Source organism: Pelomonas baiyunensis, assembly GCF_043555935.1.
Taxonomy (GTDB): domain Bacteria; phylum Pseudomonadota; class Gammaproteobacteria; order Burkholderiales; family Burkholderiaceae_C; genus Pelomonas; species Pelomonas baiyunensis.
The window spans coordinates 789,885-812,308 of record NZ_JBIGIB010000003.1; the positions used below are offsets into that span (position 1 = coordinate 789,885).

The 22,424-nt window shown below is 67.7% G+C and carries 26 protein-coding genes; 15 read left to right on the top strand and 11 right to left on the bottom strand.

Features of this window, described 5'->3' with window-relative positions; all coding sequences use genetic code 11:
• Positions 1-29 precede the first annotated feature (29 nt).
• From ruvB to ACG01O_RS14105, 4 genes are read right to left on the bottom strand one after another with little or no spacing between them, the layout of a single operon-like run.
• A complete protein-coding gene (gene ruvB / locus ACG01O_RS14090; RefSeq protein ID WP_394385621.1) occupies positions 30-1,088 on the bottom strand; it encodes a Holliday junction branch migration DNA helicase RuvB in 1,059 nt (352 codons plus the stop codon).
• 10 nt (positions 1,089-1,098) lie between these two features.
• A complete protein-coding gene (gene ruvA / locus ACG01O_RS14095) occupies positions 1,099-1,668 on the bottom strand; it encodes a Holliday junction branch migration protein RuvA (protein ID WP_394385623.1) in 570 nt (189 codons plus the stop codon).
• Between the two features lie 27 nt (positions 1,669-1,695).
• Complete coding sequence (locus ACG01O_RS14100; RefSeq protein ID WP_268151128.1) at positions 1,696-2,349, bottom strand: response regulator; 654 nt, start codon at positions 2,347-2,349, stop codon at positions 1,696-1,698.
• 28 nt (positions 2,350-2,377) lie between these two features.
• Complete coding sequence (locus ACG01O_RS14105; protein WP_394385625.1) at positions 2,378-3,811, bottom strand: sensor histidine kinase; 1,434 nt, start codon at positions 3,809-3,811, stop codon at positions 2,378-2,380.
• Between the two features lie 106 nt (positions 3,812-3,917).
• Here ACG01O_RS14105 and ACG01O_RS14110 point away from each other — a divergent pair, with 106 nt between their 5' ends.
• Together ACG01O_RS14110 and ybeY are read left to right on the top strand one after the other, a co-directional pair.
• A complete protein-coding gene (locus tag ACG01O_RS14110) occupies positions 3,918-4,910 on the top strand; it encodes a PhoH family protein (protein ID WP_394385626.1) in 993 nt (330 codons plus the stop codon).
• Entirely contained in the window at positions 4,907-5,356 is a 450-nt protein-coding gene (ybeY, locus tag ACG01O_RS14115; RefSeq protein ID WP_394385627.1) for an rRNA maturation RNase YbeY, read from the top strand. Before ACG01O_RS14110 ends, ybeY begins: the two co-directional genes overlap by 4 nt.
• Before the next feature lie 26 nt (positions 5,357-5,382).
• Here the strand turns inward: ybeY and ACG01O_RS14120 are convergent, their stop codons facing one another.
• Together ACG01O_RS14120 and hemB are read right to left on the bottom strand one after the other, a co-directional pair.
• Positions 5,383-6,483, bottom strand: a complete 1,101-nt coding sequence (locus ACG01O_RS14120; RefSeq protein ID WP_394385628.1) for a magnesium transporter CorA family protein — start codon at positions 6,481-6,483, stop codon at positions 5,383-5,385.
• A gap of 4 nt (positions 6,484-6,487) precedes the next feature.
• Positions 6,488-7,504, bottom strand: a complete 1,017-nt coding sequence (gene hemB, locus ACG01O_RS14125) for a porphobilinogen synthase (protein WP_394385629.1) — start codon at positions 7,502-7,504, stop codon at positions 6,488-6,490.
• A 443-nt stretch (positions 7,505-7,947) separates the two neighbouring features.
• Here hemB and ACG01O_RS14130 point away from each other — a divergent pair, with 443 nt between their 5' ends.
• The 7 genes from ACG01O_RS14130 (at position 7,948) to ACG01O_RS14160 (ending at position 12,568) form a co-directional block, all read left to right on the top strand.
• Entirely contained in the window at positions 7,948-8,376 is a 429-nt protein-coding gene (locus ACG01O_RS14130) for a CopD family protein (protein ID WP_394385630.1), read from the top strand.
• A gap of 11 nt (positions 8,377-8,387) precedes the next feature.
• Entirely contained in the window at positions 8,388-9,488 is a 1,101-nt protein-coding gene (locus ACG01O_RS14135) for a VanZ family protein (protein ID WP_394385631.1), read from the top strand.
• A 14-nt stretch (positions 9,489-9,502) separates the two neighbouring features.
• Positions 9,503-9,829: a (2Fe-2S) ferredoxin domain-containing protein gene (locus ACG01O_RS14140; RefSeq protein ID WP_394385632.1), complete on the top strand. Its 327-nt coding sequence runs from the start codon at positions 9,503-9,505 to the stop codon at positions 9,827-9,829.
• The gene (locus tag ACG01O_RS14145; RefSeq protein ID WP_394385633.1) at positions 9,826-10,449 is read left to right on the top strand and encodes an alpha/beta hydrolase; all 624 of its coding nucleotides are present in this window, start codon (positions 9,826-9,828) and stop codon (positions 10,447-10,449) included. The genes ACG01O_RS14140 and ACG01O_RS14145 overlap by 4 nt, the downstream gene beginning before the upstream one ends.
• A gap of 23 nt (positions 10,450-10,472) precedes the next feature.
• Positions 10,473-11,618, top strand: coding sequence for a D-alanyl-D-alanine carboxypeptidase family protein (locus ACG01O_RS14150; RefSeq protein WP_394385634.1), 1,146 nt, complete (start codon positions 10,473-10,475; stop codon positions 11,616-11,618).
• A gap of 7 nt (positions 11,619-11,625) precedes the next feature.
• A complete protein-coding gene (locus ACG01O_RS14155; protein WP_394385635.1) occupies positions 11,626-11,910 on the top strand; it encodes a DUF493 family protein in 285 nt (94 codons plus the stop codon).
• A 175-nt stretch (positions 11,911-12,085) separates the two neighbouring features.
• Complete coding sequence (locus ACG01O_RS14160; RefSeq protein ID WP_394385655.1) at positions 12,086-12,568, top strand: SgcJ/EcaC family oxidoreductase; 483 nt, start codon at positions 12,086-12,088, stop codon at positions 12,566-12,568.
• Positions 12,569-12,595: 27 nt separating this feature from the next.
• On the opposite strand, the gene ACG01O_RS14165 is transcribed toward ACG01O_RS14160, so the two are convergent.
• The gene (locus tag ACG01O_RS14165; protein ID WP_394385636.1) at positions 12,596-13,225 is read right to left on the bottom strand and encodes a tetratricopeptide repeat protein; all 630 of its coding nucleotides are present in this window, start codon (positions 13,223-13,225) and stop codon (positions 12,596-12,598) included.
• A gap of 57 nt (positions 13,226-13,282) precedes the next feature.
• Between ACG01O_RS14165 and lipB the strand changes: the two genes are divergently transcribed.
• Entirely contained in the window at positions 13,283-13,951 is a 669-nt protein-coding gene (gene lipB / locus ACG01O_RS14170; protein ID WP_394385637.1) for a lipoyl(octanoyl) transferase LipB, read from the top strand.
• Positions 13,952-13,953: 2 nt separating this feature from the next.
• Positions 13,954-14,937, top strand: a complete 984-nt coding sequence (lipA, locus tag ACG01O_RS14175) for a lipoyl synthase (protein ID WP_394385638.1) — start codon at positions 13,954-13,956, stop codon at positions 14,935-14,937.
• Positions 14,938-14,973: 36 nt separating this feature from the next.
• Here lipA and ACG01O_RS14180 read toward each other — a convergent pair whose 3' ends face one another.
• The 3 genes from ACG01O_RS14180 to ACG01O_RS14190 all read right to left on the bottom strand — a co-directional run bounded on the left by ACG01O_RS14180 (position 14,974) and on the right by ACG01O_RS14190 (position 18,031).
• Entirely contained in the window at positions 14,974-15,465 is a 492-nt protein-coding gene (locus ACG01O_RS14180; RefSeq protein ID WP_394385639.1) for a TlpA family protein disulfide reductase, read from the bottom strand.
• A gap of 38 nt (positions 15,466-15,503) precedes the next feature.
• Positions 15,504-16,661 carry a hypothetical protein gene (locus tag ACG01O_RS14185; protein ID WP_394385640.1) on the bottom strand — a complete coding sequence of 386 codons (1,158 nt, stop codon included), beginning with the start codon at positions 16,659-16,661 and terminating at the stop codon, positions 15,504-15,506.
• Between the two features lie 140 nt (positions 16,662-16,801).
• On the bottom strand, positions 16,802-18,031 hold the full coding sequence (locus ACG01O_RS14190; RefSeq protein WP_394385656.1) for a CaiB/BaiF CoA transferase family protein: 1,230 nt from the start codon (positions 18,029-18,031) through the stop codon (positions 16,802-16,804).
• Positions 18,032-18,078: 47 nt separating this feature from the next.
• Here ACG01O_RS14190 and ACG01O_RS14195 point away from each other — a divergent pair, with 47 nt between their 5' ends.
• From ACG01O_RS14195 to ACG01O_RS14205, 3 genes are read left to right on the top strand one after another with little or no spacing between them, the layout of a single operon-like run.
• Positions 18,079-18,573 (top strand): hypothetical protein, encoded by a 495-nt coding sequence (locus tag ACG01O_RS14195; RefSeq protein WP_394385641.1) that lies wholly within the window; start codon positions 18,079-18,081, stop codon positions 18,571-18,573.
• A 9-nt stretch (positions 18,574-18,582) separates the two neighbouring features.
• Positions 18,583-18,981, top strand: a complete 399-nt coding sequence (locus ACG01O_RS14200; protein ID WP_394385642.1) for a PTS sugar transporter subunit IIA — start codon at positions 18,583-18,585, stop codon at positions 18,979-18,981.
• Positions 18,978-19,247: an HPr family phosphocarrier protein gene (locus tag ACG01O_RS14205; RefSeq protein ID WP_394385643.1), complete on the top strand. Its 270-nt coding sequence runs from the start codon at positions 18,978-18,980 to the stop codon at positions 19,245-19,247. Before ACG01O_RS14200 ends, ACG01O_RS14205 begins: the two co-directional genes overlap by 4 nt.
• Before the next feature lie 8 nt (positions 19,248-19,255).
• Here ACG01O_RS14205 and ACG01O_RS14210 read toward each other — a convergent pair whose 3' ends face one another.
• Positions 19,256-20,059 carry a GNAT family N-acetyltransferase gene (locus ACG01O_RS14210; RefSeq protein ID WP_394385644.1) on the bottom strand — a complete coding sequence of 268 codons (804 nt, stop codon included), beginning with the start codon at positions 20,057-20,059 and terminating at the stop codon, positions 19,256-19,258.
• Between the two features lie 111 nt (positions 20,060-20,170).
• Between ACG01O_RS14210 and ptsP the strand changes: the two genes are divergently transcribed.
• Positions 20,171-21,949: a phosphoenolpyruvate--protein phosphotransferase gene (ptsP, locus tag ACG01O_RS14215; RefSeq protein ID WP_394385645.1), complete on the top strand. Its 1,779-nt coding sequence runs from the start codon at positions 20,171-20,173 to the stop codon at positions 21,947-21,949.
• The last annotated feature ends 475 nt before the right edge of the window (positions 21,950-22,424 follow it).

Sequence of the window (22,424 nt, forward strand, 5' to 3'; positions counted from 1 at the left end):
GCGCCAGCGCGGGCCCGTGTCTGCGGGACTCAGTCGCTGAACAGACCCGGCGCGTTCTTGTGCCCGGGCGGTGTCAGGCCCAGGTGTCGGTAGGCGGCCAGCGTGGCGACGCGTCCCCGTGGGGTGCGCTGCAGGAAGCCCTGCTGGATGAGGTAGGGCTCGATCACGTCTTCAATCGTGCCCGCCTCCTCACCGATGGCTGCCGCCACGTTCTCCAGGCCCACCGGCCCGCCATCGAAGCGGTGCACGACGGCTTCCAGGAACTTGCGGTCCATGAGGTCGAAGCCCTGCGGGTCGACGTCGAGCATGGCGAGTGCCTTGTCGGCAATGCCGGCCACGATACGGCCGTCGCCTTTGACCTCGGCGTAATCGCGCACGCGGCGCAGCAGCCGGTTGGCGATGCGGGGCGTGCCGCGGGAGCGGCGGGCGATTTCGAGGGCGCCGTCCGCGTCGATGGGGGCATTCAGCAGCCCGGCGGAGCGCGTCACGATGCGCTGCAACTCGGCCGGCGTGTAGAACTCCAACCGCGCGACGATGCCGAAGCGGTCGCGCAAGGGGTTGGTGAGCATGCCGGCGCGGGTCGTGGCCCCGACGAGCGTGAACGGCTGCAGATCGAGCTTGATCGAGCGGGCGGCCGGGCCCTCGCCGATCATGATGTCGATCTGGTAGTCCTCCAGCGCCGGGTACAGGATTTCCTCCACCACGGGGCTCAGCCGGTGGATCTCGTCGATGAACAGGACATCGTTCTTCTCGAGGTTGGTCAGCAGCGCAGCCAGGTCCTTGGGCTTTTCCAGCACCGGCCCTGAGGTTTGGCGCAGATTGACGCCCAATTCGGCGGCGATGATGTGTGAAAGCGTGGTCTTGCCCAGCCCTGGCGGGCCGAACAACAGCACGTGGTCCAGTGCTTCCTGCCGTTTGCGCGCGGCGCCGATGAAGATCTCGAGCTGCTCTCTGGCCTTGCTTTGGCCGACGTAGTCGTCCAGCAGCTTGGGCCGCAGTGCGCGCTCCAGCGCTTCCTCGCGGCTGGACTCCGGGGCCGCGCTGATCAGGCGCGGCGCCGGGGCAAAGTCGTCGGTCTGGATGCTCATGGCGCGCCGCTCACGACAGCTTCTTCAGCGCCAGCTTGATGCCGTCGCTGACGCCCACATCCGCCGGCAGTGCCTTCAGGGCTGCTGCGGCGTCCTTCTCGCTGTAGCCCAGCGCCACCAGGGCTTGCAGGATGTCCGCCTGGTTGTCGTTGGCGACGGTGGTGGGCAGGGCCAGATCCGGGCCCAGCTTGCCCTTGAGTTCGAGCAGCAGGCGCTCGGCCGTCTTCTTGCCGATGCCCGGCACCTTGGTGAGGCGGCCGGCCTCCTGGCGCGACACGGCCTGGGCAAGCTCCGTGACCGACAAGCCAGACAGCAGGCCCAGCGCCATCTTGGGGCCGACGCCGCTGATCTTGATGAGTTGGCGGAAGGTGGCGCGCTCCTCGTGGGTGAGGAAGCCGTAGAGCTGGTGGGCGTCTTCACGCACCGTCAGGTGCGTCAGCAGCACAGCCCGTTCACCGAGGCCACCGAGGTTGAAGAACGTGCTCATGGGCACGTCCACTTCGTAGCCCACGCCCGCCACGTCGATGACGACCTGTGGCGGGGTTTTCTCGGCGATGACGCCGGTCAGTCTTCCAATCATGGCCCGATTATCCGGGCCACCTGGGGCTCAATTCCGGCCGAACAAACCCAGGCGTTGGGCTTCCAGCGCGGCCTCGGCGCGCGAGCTCACGTTGAGCTTGCGGTAGATCTGCTTCACGTAGTCGGCAATGGTGTGGCGGCTCAAGCCGAGCTGCACACCGATCTCGGGCAGCGTGAAACCCTTGGCCACGCGCAGCAGCACTTCCGTCTCGCGGTCGGTCAGCGACACCTCGTGCAGCAGGGCTTGCGAGCTGGGCTTGGCGTGGGCCGCGAAATAGGCGATGACCTTGCGGGCGATGGACGGCGACAGCGGCGGCTCGCCCTGGCTCATGCGCTGCAGTTGCTCGACCAGCAGTTCGCGCGACTGCTCTTTCAGCAGGTAGCCGAAGGCGCCGGCCTGCAGGGCCGGGAAGAGGTGCTCGTCGTCGTCGTGGATGGTGACGATGACGGACTGCACCTCGGGCTGCTTTTCACGCAGCGCGGCAATCACCTCCACCCCGGAACCGTCGGGCAGGCCCAGGTCCAGCAGCGCGAGGGTGAAGCGTTGGCCGTTGACCAGCGACAGCGCGTCCTGCACGCGCGAGCACTCGGTGATCTGGGCGTTGGCGAACACCTGTTTGACCAGGGCCTTCAGCCAGGCGCGGATCTCCGGAATGTCTTCAAGCAGCAGGATGTGGTTCATGGATGGCCTCGGAAAACATGACGATGATTCACAGCGGAATCGTCAGACGGATGACAGTACCCCAGCCGGGGCCGGATTCGACCAGGCATTGGCCATGCATTTGCTTGGCGCGTGATTTCATGCTCGCCATGCCATGGCCGCGGTCCAGGCGGCCGTCCAGGTCGGTCGAGATGCCTTGGCCGTTGTCCTGGATGGTGAGCACGAAATCTCCGTCCTGCACGGTGCTGGAGATGGTGGCGTTGGTGGCGCCGCTGTGTTTGATGATGTTGGACACCGACTCGCGCAGGATGCGCGTGGTCTGCACGTAAGAGCGCGCCTGAAGCGTGTGTTCGATGTCTTCGGCCGGGCTCTTCCATTCGGCCTGGATGTTGGCCTGGCCCAGGCGCGACACCACTTCCGCCCGCCAGTCGCCCAAGGCGTCGATCAGGTGCACCGGCTTGCCGGTGAGGCCGCGCACCGACAGGCGCATCTCCTCCAGCGCTTCGCGCGCCAGCGTGGAGATGCGGTCGGACTCGCTGGTGTGCACGATGGTCAGCAGCTTCGCGCCCAGGTCGTCGTGCAGGTCAGCGGCGATGCGCTTGCGCTCGCGCTCGGTCACCTGCTCCAGTTTCTGTTCGGCCAGCTGCGCGTGGCTGCGCTCCACTTCGGCGATGCGTTCGGCCATGCGCTGTTCGAGGGCGGCGAGGTGCCGTTCCGCATCCACCCGCGCTTGGGCCACCCGGTTCACCAATTGCAGGCCCAGCGCCAGCATCAGCAGCGGCAAGCTCAAGCTCAGCCACGGTGATGCGGCCCACCACGCGGCCTCACTCACGGCCGAGAGCCCCATTTCTGCCAGCAGCGCCAGCATGGTGGGCGCCAGCAGGGCCAACATCCAGCGGAAGTCACTGGCAGCGGCCAAGTCCATACCGCCCGCGGGCGCGGTGCGCGGCCAGCGCATCCACAAGGCCCAGCCCATGGCTGCCACGAGTTCCAGGCCCAGCACCGCGTGCCACACGGTGTCGAGCAAATGCACGCGGCCGCCGGCCAGCAGCAAGCTGGCGGGCACCACCAGGCACTGGATCAACAAGGCGTGGTCGATCCAGCTGCGCTTCCAGTTCATCTGCCGCAGCAGGTATTGCACGCCGCACAGCACCAGCAGCGTCATCAACAGGGGCCGCAGGCCGGCGGCGCTGGGCAGGGCGGCGGCCCGCAGCACCACCCAGCTGAGCATCATGCCCACCAGGAAATTGGCCGAGCGCTCGCGTGCGTGGAGGCTGGAAATCAGGCCCACCACGGTGGCCATGATGGCCAGCATCGCAGCAAGCCAGCCGTGCAGGGCTGCGGCCCAGTACAGGCCGGCCACGGGTGCGGCCACCGGTTGGGCCAGGGCCAGGCCCGGAGCAAGCAGGGGCGCGCACAGCATCAGCACTGCGCGACCGAAGCGCGCCCGCCGTGCCGCGCCCGGCGCGGTCAGAAATGTCATGGGGCGGCATTGTGCGGGAGCCCGCTCGCGGGCTGCGCCGGGGAATGCACCAGCGCAAGCCCAGCGACAATTGCAGCCCGTCCTTGTTGATGCTGCCGCTGCTGCCGTGATCCTGCGCTTTGCCCTGGAACCTGCCGACAACACCCGACTGGCCCGCATTTGCGGCAGTCTGGACTGCCACCTGCGTGAAATCGAGGCGGCGCTGGGCGTGAAGCTGAGCCGGCGCGACGCGGAATTCCGCATCGATGGCCCGAAGGCCGCCGCCGAACGCACCCGCAGCCTCTTGGAAGCCTTGTACGAGCGGGCGCGGCGGCCGCTTCGGGCCGAGACGCTGCAACTGGCGCTGGTGGAAGCCCAAGTGCCGGTGCCGGTCAGCGCCGCGCCAACGCCGCGACCGGGCGAGGACGGGCCCTTGGTGCTGCGCACCCGCCGTGCCGATCTCGCAGCGCGCACACCGCGCCAGCACCAGTACTTGCAGCAGATCCTGTCGCACGACATCACCTTTGGCCTGGGCCCTGCCGGCACGGGCAAAACGTTTCTTGCCGTGGCCTGCGCGGTGGATGCGCTGGAGCGCGCCAGCGTGCAGCGCATCATCCTGACGCGCCCGGCCGTGGAAGCGGGGGAACGCCTGGGCTTTCTGCCCGGTGACCTGACGCAGAAGGTCGACCCCTACCTGCGCCCGCTTTACGACGCGCTGTACGACCTGATGGGCTTCGACCGCGTGACCAAGGCGTTCGAGAAAGGGCAGTTGGAGGTAGCGCCGCTGGCCTTCATGCGCGGCCGCACGCTCAACCATGCCTTTGTCATCCTGGACGAAGCGCAGAACACCACGCCCGAGCAGATGAAGATGTTCCTGACCCGCATCGGCTTTGGCAGCCGCTGTGTCGTGACCGGGGACACGAGCCAGATCGACCTGCCGCGGGGTGTGCAGTCGGGCCTGATCGACGCCGAACGGGTACTGGCCAAGGTCAAGGGCATCGCCATGACCCGATTCACCAGCGCCGACGTGGTGCGCCACCCGCTCGTGGCCCGCATCGTGGAAGCCTATGAAGCCCGCGCCAAGCGCGAAGGCACGAGCCGCGAAGGAGGGCACGCATGAAACCCGAGCTGAACCTGTCTCTGCAGTTTGCGGACCCGCGCCACCGCGCGGTGCTGCCGCGCCACAAGGTGCAGCGCTTCATCCGTGCGGCGCTGGAGTTGCCCGGCGAGATCACGGTGCGCATCGTCGACGCCGATGAAGGGCGGGCGCTGAACCTCGAATACCGCCAGAAAGACTACGCGACCAACGTGCTGACGTTCGACTACGCGCACGAGCCGGTCGTTGCCGCAGACCTGGTGATTTGTGCGGAGGTGGTGGAGCGCGAGGCGGCTGAGATGGGCATTGCGCTGCTGGACCACTACGCCCACATGCTGGTGCACGGCACCCTGCATGCGCAGGGTTATGACCACGAAGAAGACGACGAGGCCGCCTGCATGGAAGCGCGCGAGACCGAGATCCTGGCCAGCCTTGGCGTGGCCGACCCGTACGCCCGCGGCCGCGCTTGAGCGGGCCGGCTCAACGGCTCAGCGGCTCAGCGGCTCGTCAGGTAGCGCTTGCGCCGGAAGGTGATCCACAGGCCGAAGGCCACTGCCAGCATCAGCACGGCCGCATCCCAGAAGCCGTTGTGGTCCTTGATCAGCGGCATCCACTCGAAGTTCATGCCGAAGATGCCGGTGATCAGGTTCAGCGGCAGGAAGATGGCGGTCAGCACCGTCAGGGTGCGCATGATGCTGTTGGTGCGGTGACCCAGCGCGCTGAAGTGCATCTGCACCGCCGACTCGGCGGACGACTCCAGCCGGCGCACGTGGGTCAGCACCCGCTCCACATGCTCCAGCACGTCGCGGGAGCGCACCCGCAGCAGCTCGCGCTCGCGCGTGACATGCGGGTCGCCGTCGGCGGGCCATTCGTCCAGCGCGTCGATCCACTCCTGGATGGCGCTGCGCTGGTCCTCGCAGGTGTCTTCCAGCCGGTGCAGGGCGTCGCGGCTCTCCAGCAGCAGCGGCCAGTCGTCGAACTCGCTGCTCTGGTCCAGCAGCACGCGCTGCAAGGTGCCGAGTTGGCGGGTCAACAGGCGGCGCAGTTCCAGGTAGCTGTCCACCATGTGGTTCACCATGCGCAGCATCAAGTCTGCGGGGCTGGTGGGCAGGCGGGCGCTGCCGCGGGCTGATTTCTCGCGCCCTTCGGTCAGGCGGTCCAGCTTGTGCGCAAAGAACTCGCGCACCTGGCAATCGGTCGGGTGCACGGTGATGAGCACGCGGTCGAACACCGCGAAGCCCACCGGGCTGGTGTCGATGGAGCGCAGCGCCCGCTGCGCCGAGGCCAACGTGCCGTGCTCGTCATCGACGAACAAGTCCTGGCTGCCCGGTGCCGCAGCCAGCCGGCGGAACACCAGCATGTCGTACCAGGACGTGTAGTCAAAGTGCGAGGGCAGCTGGTTGTTGATCAGGTCGGACACATGCAGGTCGACGATGTTGCCGCAGCCCCAGCGCGTCAACGCCTGCTGCAGCGCCGGCTCGCCCACCTCGAACACCCGGCGCCCGTAGCCCACCCACAGGAAGCCGCGCTCCGGCAGGGCCTCGGGCAGCGCGTTCAGCTCGGTGAAGCCATCCGGCTCGATGTGGAAGACCCGCACGGGTTCACCCCTGCTTCAACAAGCGGGCAGCGTCCAGCGCGAAGTAGGTCAGCACGCCGTCGGCGCCCGCGCGCTTGAAGGCCAGCAGGCTTTCCATCATCACGGCGTCGTGGTCCAGCCAGCCGTTGGCGGCGGCGGCCTTCACCATCGCGTACTCGCCGCTGACCTGGTAGGCGAAGGTGGGCACGCGGAATTCGTCCTTCACACGTCGCACGATGTCCAGGTACGGCATGCCGGGCTTGACCATCACCATGTCGGCGCCCTCGGCCAGGTCCAGCGCCACCTCGCGCAGGGCCTCGTCGCTGTTGCCGGGGTCCATCTGGTAGGTCTTCTTGTCGGCCTTGCCCAGGTTGGCGGCCGAGCCGACGGCATCGCGGAACGGGCCGTAGAAGCTGCTCGCGTACTTGGCGCTGTAGGCCATGATGCGGGTGTGGATGTGGCCCGCCGCTTCCAGCGCCTGGCGGATTGCGCCGACGCGGCCGTCCATCATGTCGCTGGGGGCGACGATGTCCACGCCAGCGTCGGCCTGCACCTTGGCTTGCTGCGCCAGGATGCCCACGGTCACGTCGTTCATGATGTAGCCGGTCTCGTCAATGACACCGTCCTGGCCGTGGCTGGTGAACGGGTCCAACGCCACATCTGTGAGCACACCCAACTGCGGGAAGTTGGCTTTGAGCGCCCGCACCGCGCGCGGCACCAGGCCGTCGGGGTTCAGGGCTTCGGCGCCGTCGGGCGTCTTGAGGGCCGCGTCGATGACGGGAAACAGCGCGATCACCGGGATGCCCAATTCCACGCACTGTTCGGCGGTTCGCAGCAGGTGATCCAGGCTCTGGCGCGACACGCCGGGCATGGAGGGCACCGGCTGCAGGCGGTCTTCGCCTTCGTGAATGAACACCGGCAGGATCAGGTCGCTGGCGTGCAGCGTGTGCTCGCGCACCAGTGCGCGGGTGAAGGCATCACGGCGCAGGCGGCGCGGGCGGGCGGCGGGGAAACCGGGGGGCGGGAAGGCGGAGCGGGACACTTCAAAACCTCAGGCTGCGGTGGAGCGGCCCGGCGCGTGATGGACAACACATCCGGGCGTCATTTATTCGTGACGCCCCCGCTCAAGCGCGCTAAACTTGTCAGCGAATGATAGCCGCAAGGTGGTCGTTCCCTGCTTTTCCTCCCTGAGCAGGAGCCTTAACGTGATGACAGCGATAAGGCTTTCTCAGCCCCGGTTTTTACCGGGGCTTTTTTTTGATCTGTGCCGGAGCGCCGACTCGCTGCGCGACCCGGCCTGCGCTGTGGCGCAGCGCGCCTGGCGGTGCGGCTCCGGCCCATCTCCAAGGCAGGCGGCGTGGCCACCTGCCTTGACGGCGGTCTGACCTGCCCCGAGGTCCGCTCACTCCGCGATGCCGAGCGAAGCCCTGCTGGGCTACGGTCTGCCGAAAGCCGGCACGGCGGCGCGCTGCCCATAATGCCCGCATGCTCTGGGTCAAAGCCTTTCACATCGTCTTCGTCGCCGCGTGGTTCGCCGGTTTGTTCTACCTGCCGCGGATCTTTGTGAACCTGGCCATGGTGCCGGCCGACAGCCACGCCGAGCGCGAGCGCCTGCTGCTGATGGCGCACAAGCTGCACCGGTTCTCGACGCTGCTGATGGGTGTGGCGCTGGGTCTGGGCCTGTGGGTGTGGCTGGGCTACGGCGCAGGCCGCTTCGCCGGCAGTTACTGGCTGCACGCCAAGTTGTTGTTGGTGCTGGGCGTGGTGGGCTATCACCACATGAACCGCCGCCTGATGCGGAGTTTTGAAGACCTGTCCAACCGCCGCAGCCACCGCTGGTTCCGCGTCTACAACGAGGTCTCGGTGCTGCTGTTCGCAGCCATCGTGGTGCTGGCCGCCGTCAAACCGTTTTGAACGTGTTGCCGGTGCGTCGTCGGCAAAGTTCCGCCACCTGGCTGCTGCTGGCCCATCTGGGGCTGGTGGTGTATGCCAGCCTCTATCCGTTCTGGCCGCTGCGGGCGCCGCCGGGGTTGGGCTTGCCGTGGCTGTTCGGGTTGCCCTGGCCGCAGCGCTTCTGGGCGTTTGACGTCGAGGCCAATCTCGCCGGATACGTGCCCCTGGGCGTGCTCGGGTTTGCGGCCGTCATCCGTTCGGGCGGCACGCTGCGGGCCGCCTTGCTGCTCGGGTTGCTGCCCGGGCCGGTGCTGTCATTTCTGATGGAGACCCTGCAGTTCTATGTGCCCGGGCGCGTGCCCTCGCTGTCGGACTGGGCGCTGAACTCGGCGGGCAGCACGTTGGGCACGGCCCTGGGCCTGGGGCTGCACCTCCTGGGCGGCCTGCGCCGGTGGGAGGACGTGCGCGAGCACTGGTTCGGCGCCAGCAGCGCGCCCGGGTTGGCGCTGTTGGCGCTGTGGCCGCTGGCCTTGCTGTACCCCACGCCCATGCCCTTCGGCCTGGGGCAGTGGCTGCCGTGGTGGCGCGAGTCGCTGGTGGATGCGCTGGCCGGTACGCCGTGGGCGCTGTCCTGGGGCGACGCCGTGACGGTGGAGCATGAACTGCCGCCCGGCCTGCTGGCCTTGGCGATTGCGCTGGGCATCCTGGCGCCGGTGCTGCTGGCGATCACGGTGGCCCGCCCGGGCGTGCGGCGCGTGGTGCTCGGCGCTGCGGTCGTGGCGCTGGGCATGGCCGCGACGGCGGTGGCCACGGCCATGGCCTTTGGGCCGGACCACGCCTGGGCCTGGCTCAGCGAGGCCACGCGGCCCGGCGTCAGCCTCGGGTTGGCGCTGGCGTTGCTGGCCTGCTTGCTGCCGTCGCGCGTGGCCGCGGCGCTGGGCCTCTTCACCTTGTGCGCGTTGATTGGGCTCATCAGCCTGGCGCCCAGCGACCCCTACCTCGCGCTCAACCTGCAAGCCTGGGAGCACGGTCGTTTCATCAACTTCTACGGGCTGACCCGTTGGCTGGCCTGGACCTGGCCTTTCGCGGCCCTGATTTGGCTGGCCGCGCGCCTCGTGCAAAAGCCCGAGTGAGACAATCCGGGGCGATGAGTTACTACCAGCGCCACGTCTTTTTCTGCCTGAATCAACGCGCCAATGGAGAGGCCAGCTGTGCCGACCATGACGCGCAAGGCGCCTTCGATCACTGCAAGTCCCGCGTCAAGCAATTGGGCCTGGCCGGCAAAGACGGCGTGCGGGTCAACAAGGCGGGCTGCCTGGACCGCTGCGCCGGCGGGCCGGTGGCGGTGGTCTACCCCGAGGCCGTCTGGTACTCGTGGGTGGATCAGAGCGACATCGACGAAATCGTGGAAAGCCACCTGCGCGACGGCAAGGTCGTCGAACGCCTGGTGCTGCCGGACCACGTCGGCCGATGAACTCGCAAACGGAAAAGCGGCTGGTCGCCGGGCCCGCCGGCGCCCTTGAGGTGGCCATTGACTTGCCGGCTGCGGGCGTGACTCCGCTGGGCACCGCGCTCATCTGCCACCCCAACCCCACGCAGGGCGGCACCATGGACAACAAGGTGGTGCAGACCTTGGCTCGGGCCTTCATCCACCTGGGCTGGCGCGCCGTGCGCTTCAACTTCCGCGGCATCGGCAAGTCCGAAGGCGCGTGGGACGAGGGGCGCGGCGAGGTCGACGACGCCTTGGCTGTGCTGGCCGCTGAGCGCACCGCCGGGGCGCCGCTTGTGCTGGCCGGGTTTTCGTTCGGCGGCTATGTCGCGTCGCGCGCGGCGCAGCGGCTGGCCGATCCGGCCCAGCGCCTGGTGCTGGTCGGCCCGGCCACCAGCCGGTTCGACACCGCCCCCGTGCCGGCCGACACGGTGGTCATCCACGGCGAAGTGGACGATGTGGTGCCGCTGTCGTCGGTGCTGGACTGGGCCCGCCCGCAAAGCTTGCCCGTGACCGTGGTGCCGGGCGTGGGCCACTTCTTCCATGGCCAGCTGCCGTTGCTCAAGTCGCTTGTGGTTCGCGCTTTCGACCCCACCAAGGCTTGATCCCTGCGCCTGAATCCGTTTTGATGAAAAGACTGCTTGCTTCGCTGTCCGCCGCCCTGGCCCTCACGGCCCAGGCCCAGGCGCCGCTGCCGCCCGAGATCGCCGCGCGCAGCTATGTGCTGATCGACCTGGCCGCCCACAAGACCCTGGCCGAGCGCGACGCCGACACCGCCCAGGACCCGGCCTCCCTCACCAAGCTGATGACGGCCTACGTGGTGTTCAGCGCGCTGCGGGAGAAAAAGCTGACGCTGGAGCAGACCTTGCCCGTGTCCAAGCGCGCGTGGGATGAACGCAAGGGCGACCCGTCGCTGATGTTCCTCGACACCACGATGACGCCCAAGGTGGACGAACTGCTGCGTGGCCTGATCGTGCAGAACGGCAACGACGCCGCCGTGGCGCTGGCCGAGGGCGTGGCGGGCTCCGTGGAGAGCTTCGTGCAACTGATGAACCGCCAGGCGCAGGCCTGGGGGTTGAAGCACACCGAGTTCAAGAACGTGACCGGCATGAGCGAGCCCGGCCACAAGACCAGCGCGCGGGACATCGCCGTCGTGGCGTCTCGCATCATTGCCGACTTCCCGGAGTACTACCCCTACTACGGCCAGCGCGACTACACCTTCAACAAGATCCGCCAGGACAACCGCAACCTGCTGCTGCGCCGCGACCCGACGGTGGACGGCATGACCATCGGCTACACCGACGCCGTGGGCCACTGCCTGGTGGCCAGTGCCAACCGCGACTTTCCCAACGGCAAGCGCCGCCTGCTCAGCGTGGTCATGGGCGCCGCCTCCAAAGACGCGCGGGCTTCGGAGAGCCAGAAGCTGCTGAACTGGGGCTACACCGCGTTCGACGCCGTCAAGGTGTTCGATGCCGGCAAGGCCATTGCCACCGTGCCGGTGTGGAAGGGCGAGGCCAAGGAAGTGAAGCTCGGCGCAGCGGATGCGGTGTTCGTGGCCATGCCGCACGGCGACGGCAGCAAGCTGCAAACCCAGGTTGAGCGCACCGAGCCGCTGGTGGCGCCGCTGAACAAGGGCCAACGCGTGGGCACCTTGCGAGTCACCACCACCGGCGGCACGCTGGTGGCGGAAGTGCCCCTGATCGTGCAGGAGTCCGTGCCCGTGGCCGGCCTGGTCGGTCGCGCCTTCGACTCCATCCGCCTCTGGATCAAGTGAGCCTGCCATGAACATGCCCCCCAACATTCCGCCCGAGCAGTCGCTCATCGAGTACCCGTCGCAATTCCCCATCAAGGTCATGGGCGCGCATGTGGAAGGCTTCATCGAAGCCATCACCCACGTGGCCCTGCAGTTCGACCCGGGCTTCGACGCCTCCACCATCGAGCAGCGTCCCAGCAAGGGCGGCAACTACCTCGGCCTGACCATCACCATCACGGCCACCAGCCGCGAGCAACTCGACGAGATCTACCGCACCCTGACCACGCATCCGATGGTCAAGGTCGTGCTGTAGCCACCCCGGGCCAGGTCGTCGTCCGCCTGATTGAGGACGGAGCCTGAGCGCATCACGACTAGAGTCCGCAGCGTGTGCCGTGGCGCCAGGCGGAAACCGTCCTTTCCGAGAGCCAATGGCAGGCGCAGGGGCCGCAGTTTCAGAGGAGTGTGCGGTGAAGCGACTTGTGTTGAAGGTGGGCCTGCTGGCCGCCCTGTTGGCGGCTCTGCCAGCGCGGGCTATCGAGGCTGACAACGCGACGGACGCCGCGCGCCGGCTTGTGGCCGCGCTGGAATCAGCCTGGAACCGTCACGACATGCAGGCCTACGGCGCGCTCTTCCATGAGGACGCCGAATGGGTCAACGTGGTGGGCATGTACTGGCGAGGCAAAGCCCAGGTGGTGAAGGCTCACACGGTGTTCCACGAGACGATCTTCAAGGAGGTGCAGCTCGAGGGGCGTGAGCTTTCGGTGCGTGAGCTGTCACCGGACGTTGCGGTCGCGGTGTGGACGCATCTGCAGGACGCTTATCGAACACCGAGCGGCAACCTCCAGGAAAAAACACTCAATCGCATGACGGTCGTCGTGTCGCGCCGCCAAGGCCAGTGGCTCATCAGCCAGGGGCAGAACGTCTGGATCAACGAACGGGCCGAGAAGAGCAACCCGGTGCATCAGCGCTGAGACGAACGCCAGCGCAAGGCGGCGGGCTCAGCTGGCGCGTGCACGGATCTCGAGCTCCTGCACCTTGAATCGGGCCGCAGGGTCACCGTTGCGGGCCGCGGCGTCGTACCAGTAGCGGGCCAGCCGCTCGTCGGCCTCCACGCCCAAGCCCGTCTCGAACATCGTGGCCACCAAGTACTGGGCGCCCACGTCGCCGCCCTTGGCGGCTTCGAGGTACCAGCGGTGGGCCTGCGCCATGTCTTGCGGGCGGCCGCGGCCCAGGTAGTAGCAGGTGGCGGTGGCCAGCGCGCCGTCGGCGTTGCCGTGCTCCGCGGCGCGCTCGAACCAGCCGCACGCCGCCTTGGGGTCCGGCTTGCCCCGGCGGCTCTGCTCAATCATCTCGCCCAGCGCGTTCTCGGCCAACGCCAGTTGTTGGCCGGCGGCCCGCTGCAGCAGGCGCCAGGCGGCGCCGTCGCTGGCACCGGGCAGCTCCTTGCGCAGATGCATCATGGCCAGGTTGAACTGGCCGAGCGCTTCGCCGCGTGCGGCGGAGGCCGTGAAGCCGCGTGCGGCGGCTTTGAGGTTGCCTTCGTCGTAGGCGGTGAGCGCGTCTGCCAACGGGCCGGCGTGAGCGAGCGAGCACGCCAGCAGCAGGGCGGTGATCCAGGGTGTTTTCATGAAGGGCAGTCGTCGGGGCGGAGCGAGGCCTTACGGCGGTTCCCTATGATGCCGCGCATGATCGTCAAGACCCTGGGGCCGGTGGAATACCTGCCCACGCTGGAGGCCATGCGGGCGTTCACCGCGGCGCGCACGGCCGACACGCCGGATGAACTCTGGCTGTGCGAGCACCCGCCCACGTTCACGCAAGGCCTGGCCGGCAAGCCGGAGCACCTGCTGCTGCCCGGCCACATCCCGGTGGTTGAGACGGAGCGCGGCGGCCAGGTGACGTACCACGGCCCGGGGCAGGTGACGGCCTATCCGCTGGTGGACCTGCGTCGGCTGGGCATCTTCGTCAAGGAATACGTGTTCCGGCTGGAGACGGCGCTGATCCAGACGTTGGACAGCTACGGTGTGACCGGCCTGCGGGTGGCGGGCGCGCCGGGCATCTACGTTCGGCCGGCCGACCCCGCCAGCCACGCGGCGTTGGCCGGCCCGGCGGACCCGAACGACGCGTTCCGGGGCCTGGCCAAGATTGCCGCGCTGGGCATCAAGGTCAGCCGCCATTGCACGTACCACGGCCTGGCTTTGAACGTGGCGATGGACTTGGAACCCTTCCTGCGCATCAACCCCTGTGGCTATCAGGGCCTGGAAACCACTTCCCTCGATAAAATCGGGGTTTCTACGGACTGGTCCACCGCGGCCAGCCGTCTCGCCGAGCGCCTCTCGGCCCAGCTGACCTCTTGATCATGTCTGACACCTCCTACGACCCGACCGTCAAGCAAAAAGCCGAGGCCAAGACCTCGCGCATCCCGATCAAGATCGTGCCGGCCGAGGTGCTGAAGAAGCCCGACTGGATTCGCGTGAAGGCCGGTTCGCCCAGCACCCGCTTCTACGAGATCAAGAACATCTTGCGCGAGCACAAGCTGCACACGGTGTGTGAGGAAGCCAGTTGCCCCAACATCGGCGAGTGCTTCGGCAAGGGCACGGCCACGTTCATGATCATGGGCGACAAGTGCACCCGCCGCTGCCCGTTCTGCGACGTGGGCCACGGCCGGCCGGACCCGCTGGATGTGAACGAACCCGAGAACCTGGCCAAGACCATCGCGGCCCTGAAGCTCAAGTACGTGGTCATCACCAGCGTGGACCGCGACGACCTGAAGGACGGCGGCGCCGGCCACTTCGCCGAGTGCATCACCAAGGTGCGTGAACTCAGCCCCAGCACGCAGATCGAGGTGCTGGTGCCGGACTTCCGCGGCCGTGCCGACCGCGCGCTCAACATCCTGAAGGCCGCGCCGCCGGATGTGATGAACCACAACCTGGAAACCGCGCCGCGCCTGTACAAGGAAGCGCGCCCGGGGTCGGACTACGAGTTCAGCCTGAACCTGCTCAAGCGCTTCAAGGAAGAAGTGCCCGGCGTGCCGACCAAGAGCGGCATCATGGTCGGCCTGGGCGAAACGGACGACGAGATCCGCCAGGTGATGCGCGACATGCGCGCGCACAACATCGACATGATCACCATCGGCCAGTACCTGGCGCCGTCCGGCCACCACCTGCCGGTGCGCCGCTACGTCACGCCGGACGCGTTCAAGCAGTTCGAGAAGGAAGCCTACGAACTGGGCTTCACGCACGCCGCCGTCGGTGCCATGGTGCGTTCCAGCTACCACGCCGACGTGCAGGCGCATGCCGCGTTGAACCCGGCGCTGAACCCTGCGCAGAACCCGGCGGCTTGACCTGCCCGGCGTGGGCGGCGGCCCTGCGGGCGTCGCTCAGGCTTGCGCCAGCAGTTGCTCGATGAGTTGGTGCAGGGCGGCGAAGTCGGGCTCGCCCACGTAGCGCTTCACGATCTCGCCGCGCTTGTTGATCAAAAAGGTCGTCGGCGTCATCTGCACCTGACCGAAGGCGCTGGCCACGGCGCCGGTGTTGTCGATGGCCACGCCGAATGGCAGCTTGCGCGTCTCGGCGAACTTGGACACGAAGGCCGGCGGGTCGTAGCTCATGGCCACGGCCACGGTGTCCAGCCCGCGCGACTTGTACTTCTCGTGCGTGGCGACGATCTGCGGCATCTCCTTCACGCAGGTCGCGCAGCTGGTGGCCCAGAAGTTCACCACCATCACCTTGCCGTTCCAGCCGGCGGAGCTGAGCTTCTGGCCGTCCAGCAGCACATAGTCGACCGCCGGGGCCTGTTCGCGGGCGCAGCCGCTGATGGCGAGGGCGCCCAGCAGGGCAGCGGTGGCGGTGAGGGTGCGGCGGGACAGCATGCGCTGAATTCTAGGCAGCGCGTGTGCCCGAGGTGGGCTCAGGGCCGTCGGCCCAGTTCGAACATCAGCAGCGACGGCAACGCATCCGGCAGGTGGCGGCGCGAGATGCGGGCCATGCCGTCATGCGTGGCGGTGGAGAGTTGGGTGCGGTGCTCGCCGTCGAACATCTCCACGAAAGTGAATTCCGGCACCTCGTGCTGGATGCCGGCCACCAGGTGCAGCATCGCATCACCGCTCAGCGCGGCATCGAACAGCAGCGCGTGAGGCAAGCCCTCGCGGCAGAACTGCTCGGCCTCGGCGACGTCACTCACGCAGTCCACCAGCATGCCCATGTGCCGCACCGCAGCTTGCGCCTCGGCGCGAAGCTCACGGTTGCCGCACACGATGAGCAGCTGGCAGCCAGCCAGCGGCCGGGAATTGCCGCTGAGCCGCTCGGCCTCAGCCTCCAGCCGGGCATGGGTGCTGTCGGGTTCCTGCGGCGCCTCTTCCGACACGAGTTGGTTGAACTCCAGCGTCAGCAGCGTGATGCCGGCTTCCTGCTCGCGCAGCGGCAAGACGCCCAGCGTGATCGCGGTCTGCTCCAGCAGCCGCCAGGCCAGGGAGTCGAGTTCCGGCTCGCCCGCATCGGCGGTGCCGTGGGCGGCATCGTCCATCAGCTCCAGCGCCCGGTGGGCGAAGCGGCAGCTCAGTCGGGCCTTGACGGGCCAGGGCGTGAGGTCCAGCCGCAGGTCCACCGACGAGTGGGTGAGCGACAGCGCCCAGTCCATCAGCGCGTTGAGCAAGGCGAACAGCAGCGAGCCGTCGGCCCAGATTTCCACCGGCTGCAGCGATTGCCGCACCTGCACGCCCCGGCTCTGGGTTTCGCGGCTGCGCTGGGCCAGCACGCTGCGCAGCATCTGGGTGAGGTGCTGGCGCTCGCGATTCAAGCGCAGCCGGCCGGACGCCAGTCGCGCCAGTTGTTGGCCCAACATGCCCGCGGTGCGGGCGTCGTCCACGCTGCGGCGCAACAGCCGCAGGCCGCGCCGGTCGATCTGGCCGGTGCTGGCCAGGGTCTGGATCTGCTCCAGCGCCGTGCTCAGTGGCCCGGCGATCTCGGCGCCGAGTTGCTGGACGATGTCCGCCCATTGGACCGGTGTCGGCTCCGACATGACATCGTTGGCAGCACTGGCTGGCGCAGAAGAAGGCGTGGTGGACATGGGCCGGGATTGGCGGAGCGGCGACTGTGAGTTCTAGGGATTGATTTCGGCGCCGTGCGTCAGCCCATCTTGCAGGCGCCGCCCCACCCCCTCCACCCCGCGAGCAGGGGGAAACCCTCGGGTCAGGGGTGGGTGAACCCTCACGCGATGACGCCCGCCGCGCGCCAGGCTGCGATGTCTGCGTCGCTGCAGCCCGCTTCGCGCAGCAGTTCGTCGCTGTGCTGGCCCAGCAGCGGCGGGGCGTGCCGGTAGGTGACCGGCGTGGCCGACAGCTTCATGGGGCTGGCGACCAAGCGCAGCTGGTCGGTCAGGGGGTGCGGCAACGACACCACCGCGTCGCGCGCCTGCGCCTGCGGGTCAGCCAGCGCCTCGCCGATGGAATTGATCGAGCCGCACGGCACCTTGGCCGCCTCCAGCGCCGCGAGCCAGTCGTTGCGCGGCCGTTGCCGGATGACGGCCTCCAGCAGCGGCACCAGCACCTGCCGGTTGCGCACGCGGTCGGCGTTGGTGGCAAAGCGCGGGTCGGCGGCCCACTCGGGGTGGTCCGCAATCTCGCAGAACTTGGCGAACTGCCGGTCGTTGCCCACCGCAAGGATCAGGTGGCCGTCCTGTGCTTCAAACACCTGGTAGGGCACGATGTTCTGGTGGGCGTTGCCCATGCGGCCGGGCGCCTCACCGCTGCACAGGTAATTGCTGCCCAGGTTGGCCAGCATCGCCAGTTGGGTGTCGAACAGGGCCATGTCGATGACCTGGCCCTGGCCAGTGGCGTCGCGATGGCGCAGCGCGGCCAGGATGGCCACGGTCGCGTACATGCCGGTGAACAGGTCCGCCACCGCCACGCCCACCTTCTGCGGGCCGCCGCCGGGCTGGTCGTCGCGCTCGCCCGTCACGCTCATCAGGCCGCCCATGCCCTGCACGGCGTAGTCGTAGCCGGCGCGTTCGGCGTAGGGTCCCGTCTGGCCAAAGCCGGTGATGGAGCAGATCACCAGCCCCGGGTGCTCGGCGCGCAGACTGTTGGCGTCCAGCCCGTAGCGCGCCAGGTCGCCCACCTTGAAGTTCTCCACCAGCACGTCCACCTGGCCGGCCAGTTGGCGGACGATGGCCTGGCCCTGGGGTGTGGCCAGATCCACTGCCAGCGAGCGCTTGTTGCGGTTGGCGCCCAAGAAGTAAGCGGCCTCGGTGGTGTCGTGGCCGTCGGCGGCTTTCAAATAGGGCGGGCCCCAGGCCCGGGTGTCGTCGCCGCTGCCGGGGCGCTCGATCTTGATCACGTCGGCGCCCAGGTCGGCCAGGGTCTGGGTGCACCAGGGGCCAGCCAGCACGCGTGACAAATCGAGCACGCGCACGCCGGCGAGCGCTTGAGGAGGAAACATCGGTTGCATGCAGGAATTGTCCGCGGCGGGCTGCCGATAATTCCGCCATGCAGCGCCCCACCATCGCCGGATTTGCCCTAATCGCCGCCACCCTGCTGACGGCCTGCCAGCCGGCGCTGAACTGGCGCGAAATCCGCCCCACCGGCAGCGGCTTGCGGGCGCAGTTCCCCTGCAAGCCGGATCAGGACGTGCGCAAAGACAAAGGCCTGGCCCAGTGTGAGGCGGGCGATCTGGGCTTTGCCGTGTCGTGGGCGGACGTCCCGGATGCCACGCAGTCCGGTGCCGCGCTGCAAGCGATGGCGCAGGCGCTGGCGGGCAAGCTGCAGCAGCCGCTGCCGGCGGCCACGCCCGTGGCCGTGCCGGGCATGACCCCGTTGCCCGAGGCGGCGCAGTACCGCTGGGTGACGCCCACGGGCGTCACGCGGGTGGCAGTGTTTGCGTACGGCGGCCGCGTCTACCAGGCCCTCATGACCGCGGCACGCGACGACGCCGCGGCGTGGGACACCTTCCGCACGGCCTTGGCCGTCGATGCCGCCCGCTAACATCCGGGCATGCCTCATTTGCTTGTGATCGCCCACGCACCGCTGGCCTCTGCGCTGCGGCAGGTGGCCGAGCACACCTTCCCGGATTGCGCGCCGACCCTGTCGGTGCTGGACGTCGACCCCGGCATGTGTGCCGACGATGTCGAAGCCGCCGCGCGCGACCTCATGACGGCTTCGCTGCCCGCCGAATGGCTGGTGTTGACCGACGTGTTCGGTGCCACCCCGTGCAATGGCGCGCAGCGTCTGGCCGGGGCTGGCGTTCAGGTGCTCAGCGGTGTCAACGTGCCCATGCTGTGGCGCACGTTGTGCTACGCCGGGCAAAAGTCCTTGACGGAGCTGGCCCAGCGCGCCGTGCAGGGTGCCACCAGCGGCGTCGTTGCCACGCCCCCCTTGCCGCTCAACGAATGATCAAGTCCACGCTCACCATCAGCAACAAGCTCGGCCTGCATGCGCGGGCCTCGGCCAAACTCACCAAGCTGGCCGGCAGCTTCAAGTGCGAGGTCTACATGACACGCAACGGGCGCCGGGTGAACGCCAAAAGCATCATGGGCGTGATGATGCTGGCCGCCGGGCTGGGCGCCACGGTGGAGTTGGAAACCGACGGTGATGACGAGCAGGCTGCGCAAGAGGCCATCACCGCCCTCGTCAACGACAAGTTCGGCGAAGGCCAGTGAACGGCTGATCAGCCGCTGATGCGGCGAAAGCGCGCCGGCAGGTCGGCGGTGCGCAGGATCAGCGGCAGGTCGGCCGTGTTGAAGTCAGGGTCCCAAGCGGGCTCACCCATCAGCTTCGCGCCACAGCGCAGGTAGCCGCGGATCAGCGCCGGCGGCTCCACTTGCAGGTCTTGGCGCAGGTGGTCGATCGGCAGCGGCAGGCGCGGGCGCACCTGGCAGTCGATGGAGGCCAGGTGCTCAGCGGCGATCTGGCGCCACAGGCTGGCGGCGAAGTGGCCGCCGTCACGCATGCTGACGCTGGCGCAGCCGATCACGGTGTCCAGCCCATTGCGGGCCATGAACTCGGCCAGCGCTCCCCACAGCGACAGGATCGCGCCGCCGCTGCGGTGATCCGCGTGCACGCAGGAGCGGCCGATCTCGGCCACCCGGTGCCGCATGCCGCGCAGGCGCGTCAGGTCGAACTCAGTGTCGCTGTACAGGCCACCGGCGCGCTTGGCGGCGGCGGGCGTCAGCACGCGGTAGGTGCCCACCACGGCGCCAAGGTCGCCGTCTTCGTCGGTGGCGCGCACCAGCAGGTGCTCGCAATACGCGTCGAACAGGTCGACATCCAGGCCCGCCGGCCCGCTTGCCGGCGTGGGCAGGCGGGCGCCCATTTCCACGGCAAAGACTTGGTAGCGCAGGGCCTGGGCCTCACGCACCTCGGATTCAGTTTGCGCCCAGCTGACGGACAGGCGCGACTTGGACGGACGCTGCGCAAGCGGCAGGCCGGTGGCATGCGACAGCGCATGCGTGACGATGGGGCTGCGGTTCATGGCCGCCATGCTGCGGATGTGCTTTGACGGCGCGGTGAATTCCCTATGAAAAAACCATGACGCCGACCTGCGGCCCAACGCGATACATTGAGCCGTTGTGGGGGAGCGCTGATGAGTTTTCAGGTGTTTGGCATCGCGGTGTCACGGGGCGTGGCCATTGGGCGTGCCGTGCTGGTGGCGTCCAGCCGCGTGGACGTGGCGCACTACTTTGTGCTCCCGTCCGACATCCAGCCCGAGATCGATCGACTGCTGCGAGCGCGCGACGCCGTGGTGCAGGAACTGGAAGTCCTGAAGACGGAATTGCCAGAAGACGCGCCGCACGAGCTGGCCGCGCTGCTGGACGTGCACCTCATGCTGTTGCACGACGAGGCCTTCACCGGCGGCGCCACGCAGTGGATCGTCGATCGCCACTACAACGCCGAATGGGCGCTGTCCGCTCAATTGGAGGTACTCGCCCGCCAGTTCGATGAAATGGAGGACGAGTACCTGCGCGAACGCAAGGCCGACCTGGAGCAGGTGGTGGAGCGAGTGCTGCGCGCATTGGCGCTGGAGCAGGGCACCGTGCCTCAACCTGCAACGCCGCGTGACTTTGCCGGCGAGGACCCCTTGCTCCTGGTGGCGGCGGACATCGCGCCCGCCGACATGATCCAGTTCAAGCGCAGCGTGTTCCGCGGCTTCATCACCGACATCGGCGGCAAGACGTCCCACACCGCCATCGTCGCCCGCAGCATGGACATTCCGGCCGTGGTGGGCACGCGAGAAGCGTCCCGCCTCATCATGCAGGACGACTGGGTGATCATCGACGGCGATGCGGGCATCGTCATCGTGAACCCCTCGCCCATCGTGCTGGAGGAGTACCGATTCCGGCAGCGGCAAAGTGAACTGGAGCGCGCGCGCCTGGGGCGCTTGCGGCACACGCCGGCCGTCACCATGGACGGCGAACCCATCGAGCTGCACGCCAACATTGAAATGCCGGCTGATGCGGAGGCGGCCATTGCAGCGGGCGCGACGGGCGTGGGCCTGTTCCGCAGCGAATTCCTGTTCATGAACCGCGACGGCGAACTGCCCAGCGAGGAAGAACAGTTCGAGGCCTACAAAGCGGCGGTGCAGGCCATGAAGGGCATGCCGGTCACCATCCGCACGGTGGACGTGGGGGCGGACAAGCCGCTGGATCGGTTGACCGTGAATGAGCTGCGCCACGAACACGTGCTCAACCCCGCCATGGGCCTGCGCGCGATTCGCTGGAGCCTCGCCGAGCCGAGCATGTTTCGCCAGCAGCTGCGTGCCATCTACCGGGCCAGCGCGTTCGGCAAGGTCAAGTTGTTGATTCCGATGGTGGCGCACCTGGCTGAGGTGCGGCAAATCCTGGAGACCGTGCGCAAGGTCCAGCAACAGCTGACGGATGCCGGGCATGCCTACACCCGGGTGGAACTGGGCGTGATGATCGAGATCCCGGCTGCTGCGGTCATGCTGCCGCTGCTGCTGCGCCATGTGGACTTTGTGTCCATCGGCACCAACGACCTGATTCAGTACACGTTGGCCATCGACCGGGCCGATGAAGCGGTCGCACACCTGTACGACCCTTGGCATCCGGCGGTTCTCCACCTGATCGCACGCTCGATTGCCGAGGCGCGCGCCGCAGGCAAGGGCGTGAGCGTCTGCGGTGAGATGGCGGGCGATCCGGTCTTCAGTGAATTGCTGCTGGCCATGGGGCTGCGCAGCTTCTCCATGCATCCGTCCCAGATTCCGGCGGTGAAGCAACGCATCCTGCGGGCTGATGCACAGCGATTGGCGCAGGCGTTGCCGGCCATTCTGGCCAGTGACGACCCGCAAACAACCGCTGGTCAGGAACTAGGCGCAGGCCGCACGGCAGGGGCTGCGCTGCATTGACACCGTGCAGCAGGCACGGGCCACAGCGCGCGGTGCATCGAGACATCACGCGTCAGCCGGCAGCACTGCCGACGCCGCTTTGAAAGAATTTCCGCCGAAGTCTTGCGCTCCCGAAAAAACCTGTGCTACAGTCGTGGGCTTCGCTGATGACAACGCAGCGCGAGTCGCAAGACAAGCGGTGAGTCATTGGCGAAGGGCTTGACCGAAAGGTTGGGCGGCGAGCTTTGAAGTTCGTCGGGTGCTGAAAGCTTCGAAAAAGAAATTTTCAAAAAGTACTTGACGACACTGCAAAAGCAGGTAAGAATCTCGCTTCTGCGCTGATGACGACAAAACGAAGTCAGCGACGCAAAACGAAGGGCGCAAGTTCTGAGTGATGCGGATGTTCTTTAAGAATTAGCAGCCGATAAGCGTGGGCGTTTGAGGCGAAGTGATGTTGTCAGGTGACTGATGACGGTCCTTCGGACTTTAAACGCTC

Bases quoted from the DNA above. Each gene is read 5' to 3' on its own strand.
- ruvB (WP_394385621.1), bottom strand. From the start codon at position 1,088: ATGAGCATCCAGACCGACGACTTTGCCCCGGCGCCGCGCCTGATCAGC.
- ruvA (WP_394385623.1), bottom strand. From the start codon at position 1,668: ATGATTGGAAGACTGACCGGCGTCATCGCCGAGAAAACCCCGCCACAG.
- ACG01O_RS14100 (WP_268151128.1), bottom strand. From the start codon at position 2,349: ATGAACCACATCCTGCTGCTTGAAGACATTCCGGAGATCCGCGCCTGG.
- ACG01O_RS14105 (WP_394385625.1), bottom strand. From the start codon at position 3,811: ATGACATTTCTGACCGCGCCGGGCGCGGCACGGCGGGCGCGCTTCGGT.
- ybeY (WP_394385627.1), top strand. From the start codon at position 4,907: ATGAAACCCGAGCTGAACCTGTCTCTGCAGTTTGCGGACCCGCGCCAC.
- ACG01O_RS14130 (WP_394385630.1), top strand. From the start codon at position 7,948: ATGCTCTGGGTCAAAGCCTTTCACATCGTCTTCGTCGCCGCGTGGTTC.
- ACG01O_RS14140 (WP_394385632.1), top strand. From the start codon at position 9,503: ATGAGTTACTACCAGCGCCACGTCTTTTTCTGCCTGAATCAACGCGCC.
- ACG01O_RS14145 (WP_394385633.1), top strand. From the start codon at position 9,826: ATGAACTCGCAAACGGAAAAGCGGCTGGTCGCCGGGCCCGCCGGCGCC.
- ACG01O_RS14150 (WP_394385634.1), top strand. From the start codon at position 10,473: ATGAAAAGACTGCTTGCTTCGCTGTCCGCCGCCCTGGCCCTCACGGCC.
- ACG01O_RS14155 (WP_394385635.1), top strand. From the start codon at position 11,626: ATGAACATGCCCCCCAACATTCCGCCCGAGCAGTCGCTCATCGAGTAC.
- ACG01O_RS14165 (WP_394385636.1), bottom strand. From the start codon at position 13,225: ATGAAAACACCCTGGATCACCGCCCTGCTGCTGGCGTGCTCGCTCGCT.
- lipB (WP_394385637.1), top strand. From the start codon at position 13,283: ATGATCGTCAAGACCCTGGGGCCGGTGGAATACCTGCCCACGCTGGAG.
- lipA (WP_394385638.1), top strand. From the start codon at position 13,954: ATGTCTGACACCTCCTACGACCCGACCGTCAAGCAAAAAGCCGAGGCC.
- ACG01O_RS14180 (WP_394385639.1), bottom strand. From the start codon at position 15,465: ATGCTGTCCCGCCGCACCCTCACCGCCACCGCTGCCCTGCTGGGCGCC.
- ACG01O_RS14185 (WP_394385640.1), bottom strand. From the start codon at position 16,661: ATGTCCACCACGCCTTCTTCTGCGCCAGCCAGTGCTGCCAACGATGTC.
- ACG01O_RS14190 (WP_394385656.1), bottom strand. From the start codon at position 18,031: ATGTTTCCTCCTCAAGCGCTCGCCGGCGTGCGCGTGCTCGATTTGTCA.
- ACG01O_RS14195 (WP_394385641.1), top strand. From the start codon at position 18,079: ATGCAGCGCCCCACCATCGCCGGATTTGCCCTAATCGCCGCCACCCTG.
- ACG01O_RS14200 (WP_394385642.1), top strand. From the start codon at position 18,583: ATGCCTCATTTGCTTGTGATCGCCCACGCACCGCTGGCCTCTGCGCTG.
- ACG01O_RS14205 (WP_394385643.1), top strand. From the start codon at position 18,978: ATGATCAAGTCCACGCTCACCATCAGCAACAAGCTCGGCCTGCATGCG.
- ACG01O_RS14210 (WP_394385644.1), bottom strand. From the start codon at position 20,059: ATGAACCGCAGCCCCATCGTCACGCATGCGCTGTCGCATGCCACCGGC.
- ptsP (WP_394385645.1), top strand. From the start codon at position 20,171: ATGAGTTTTCAGGTGTTTGGCATCGCGGTGTCACGGGGCGTGGCCATT.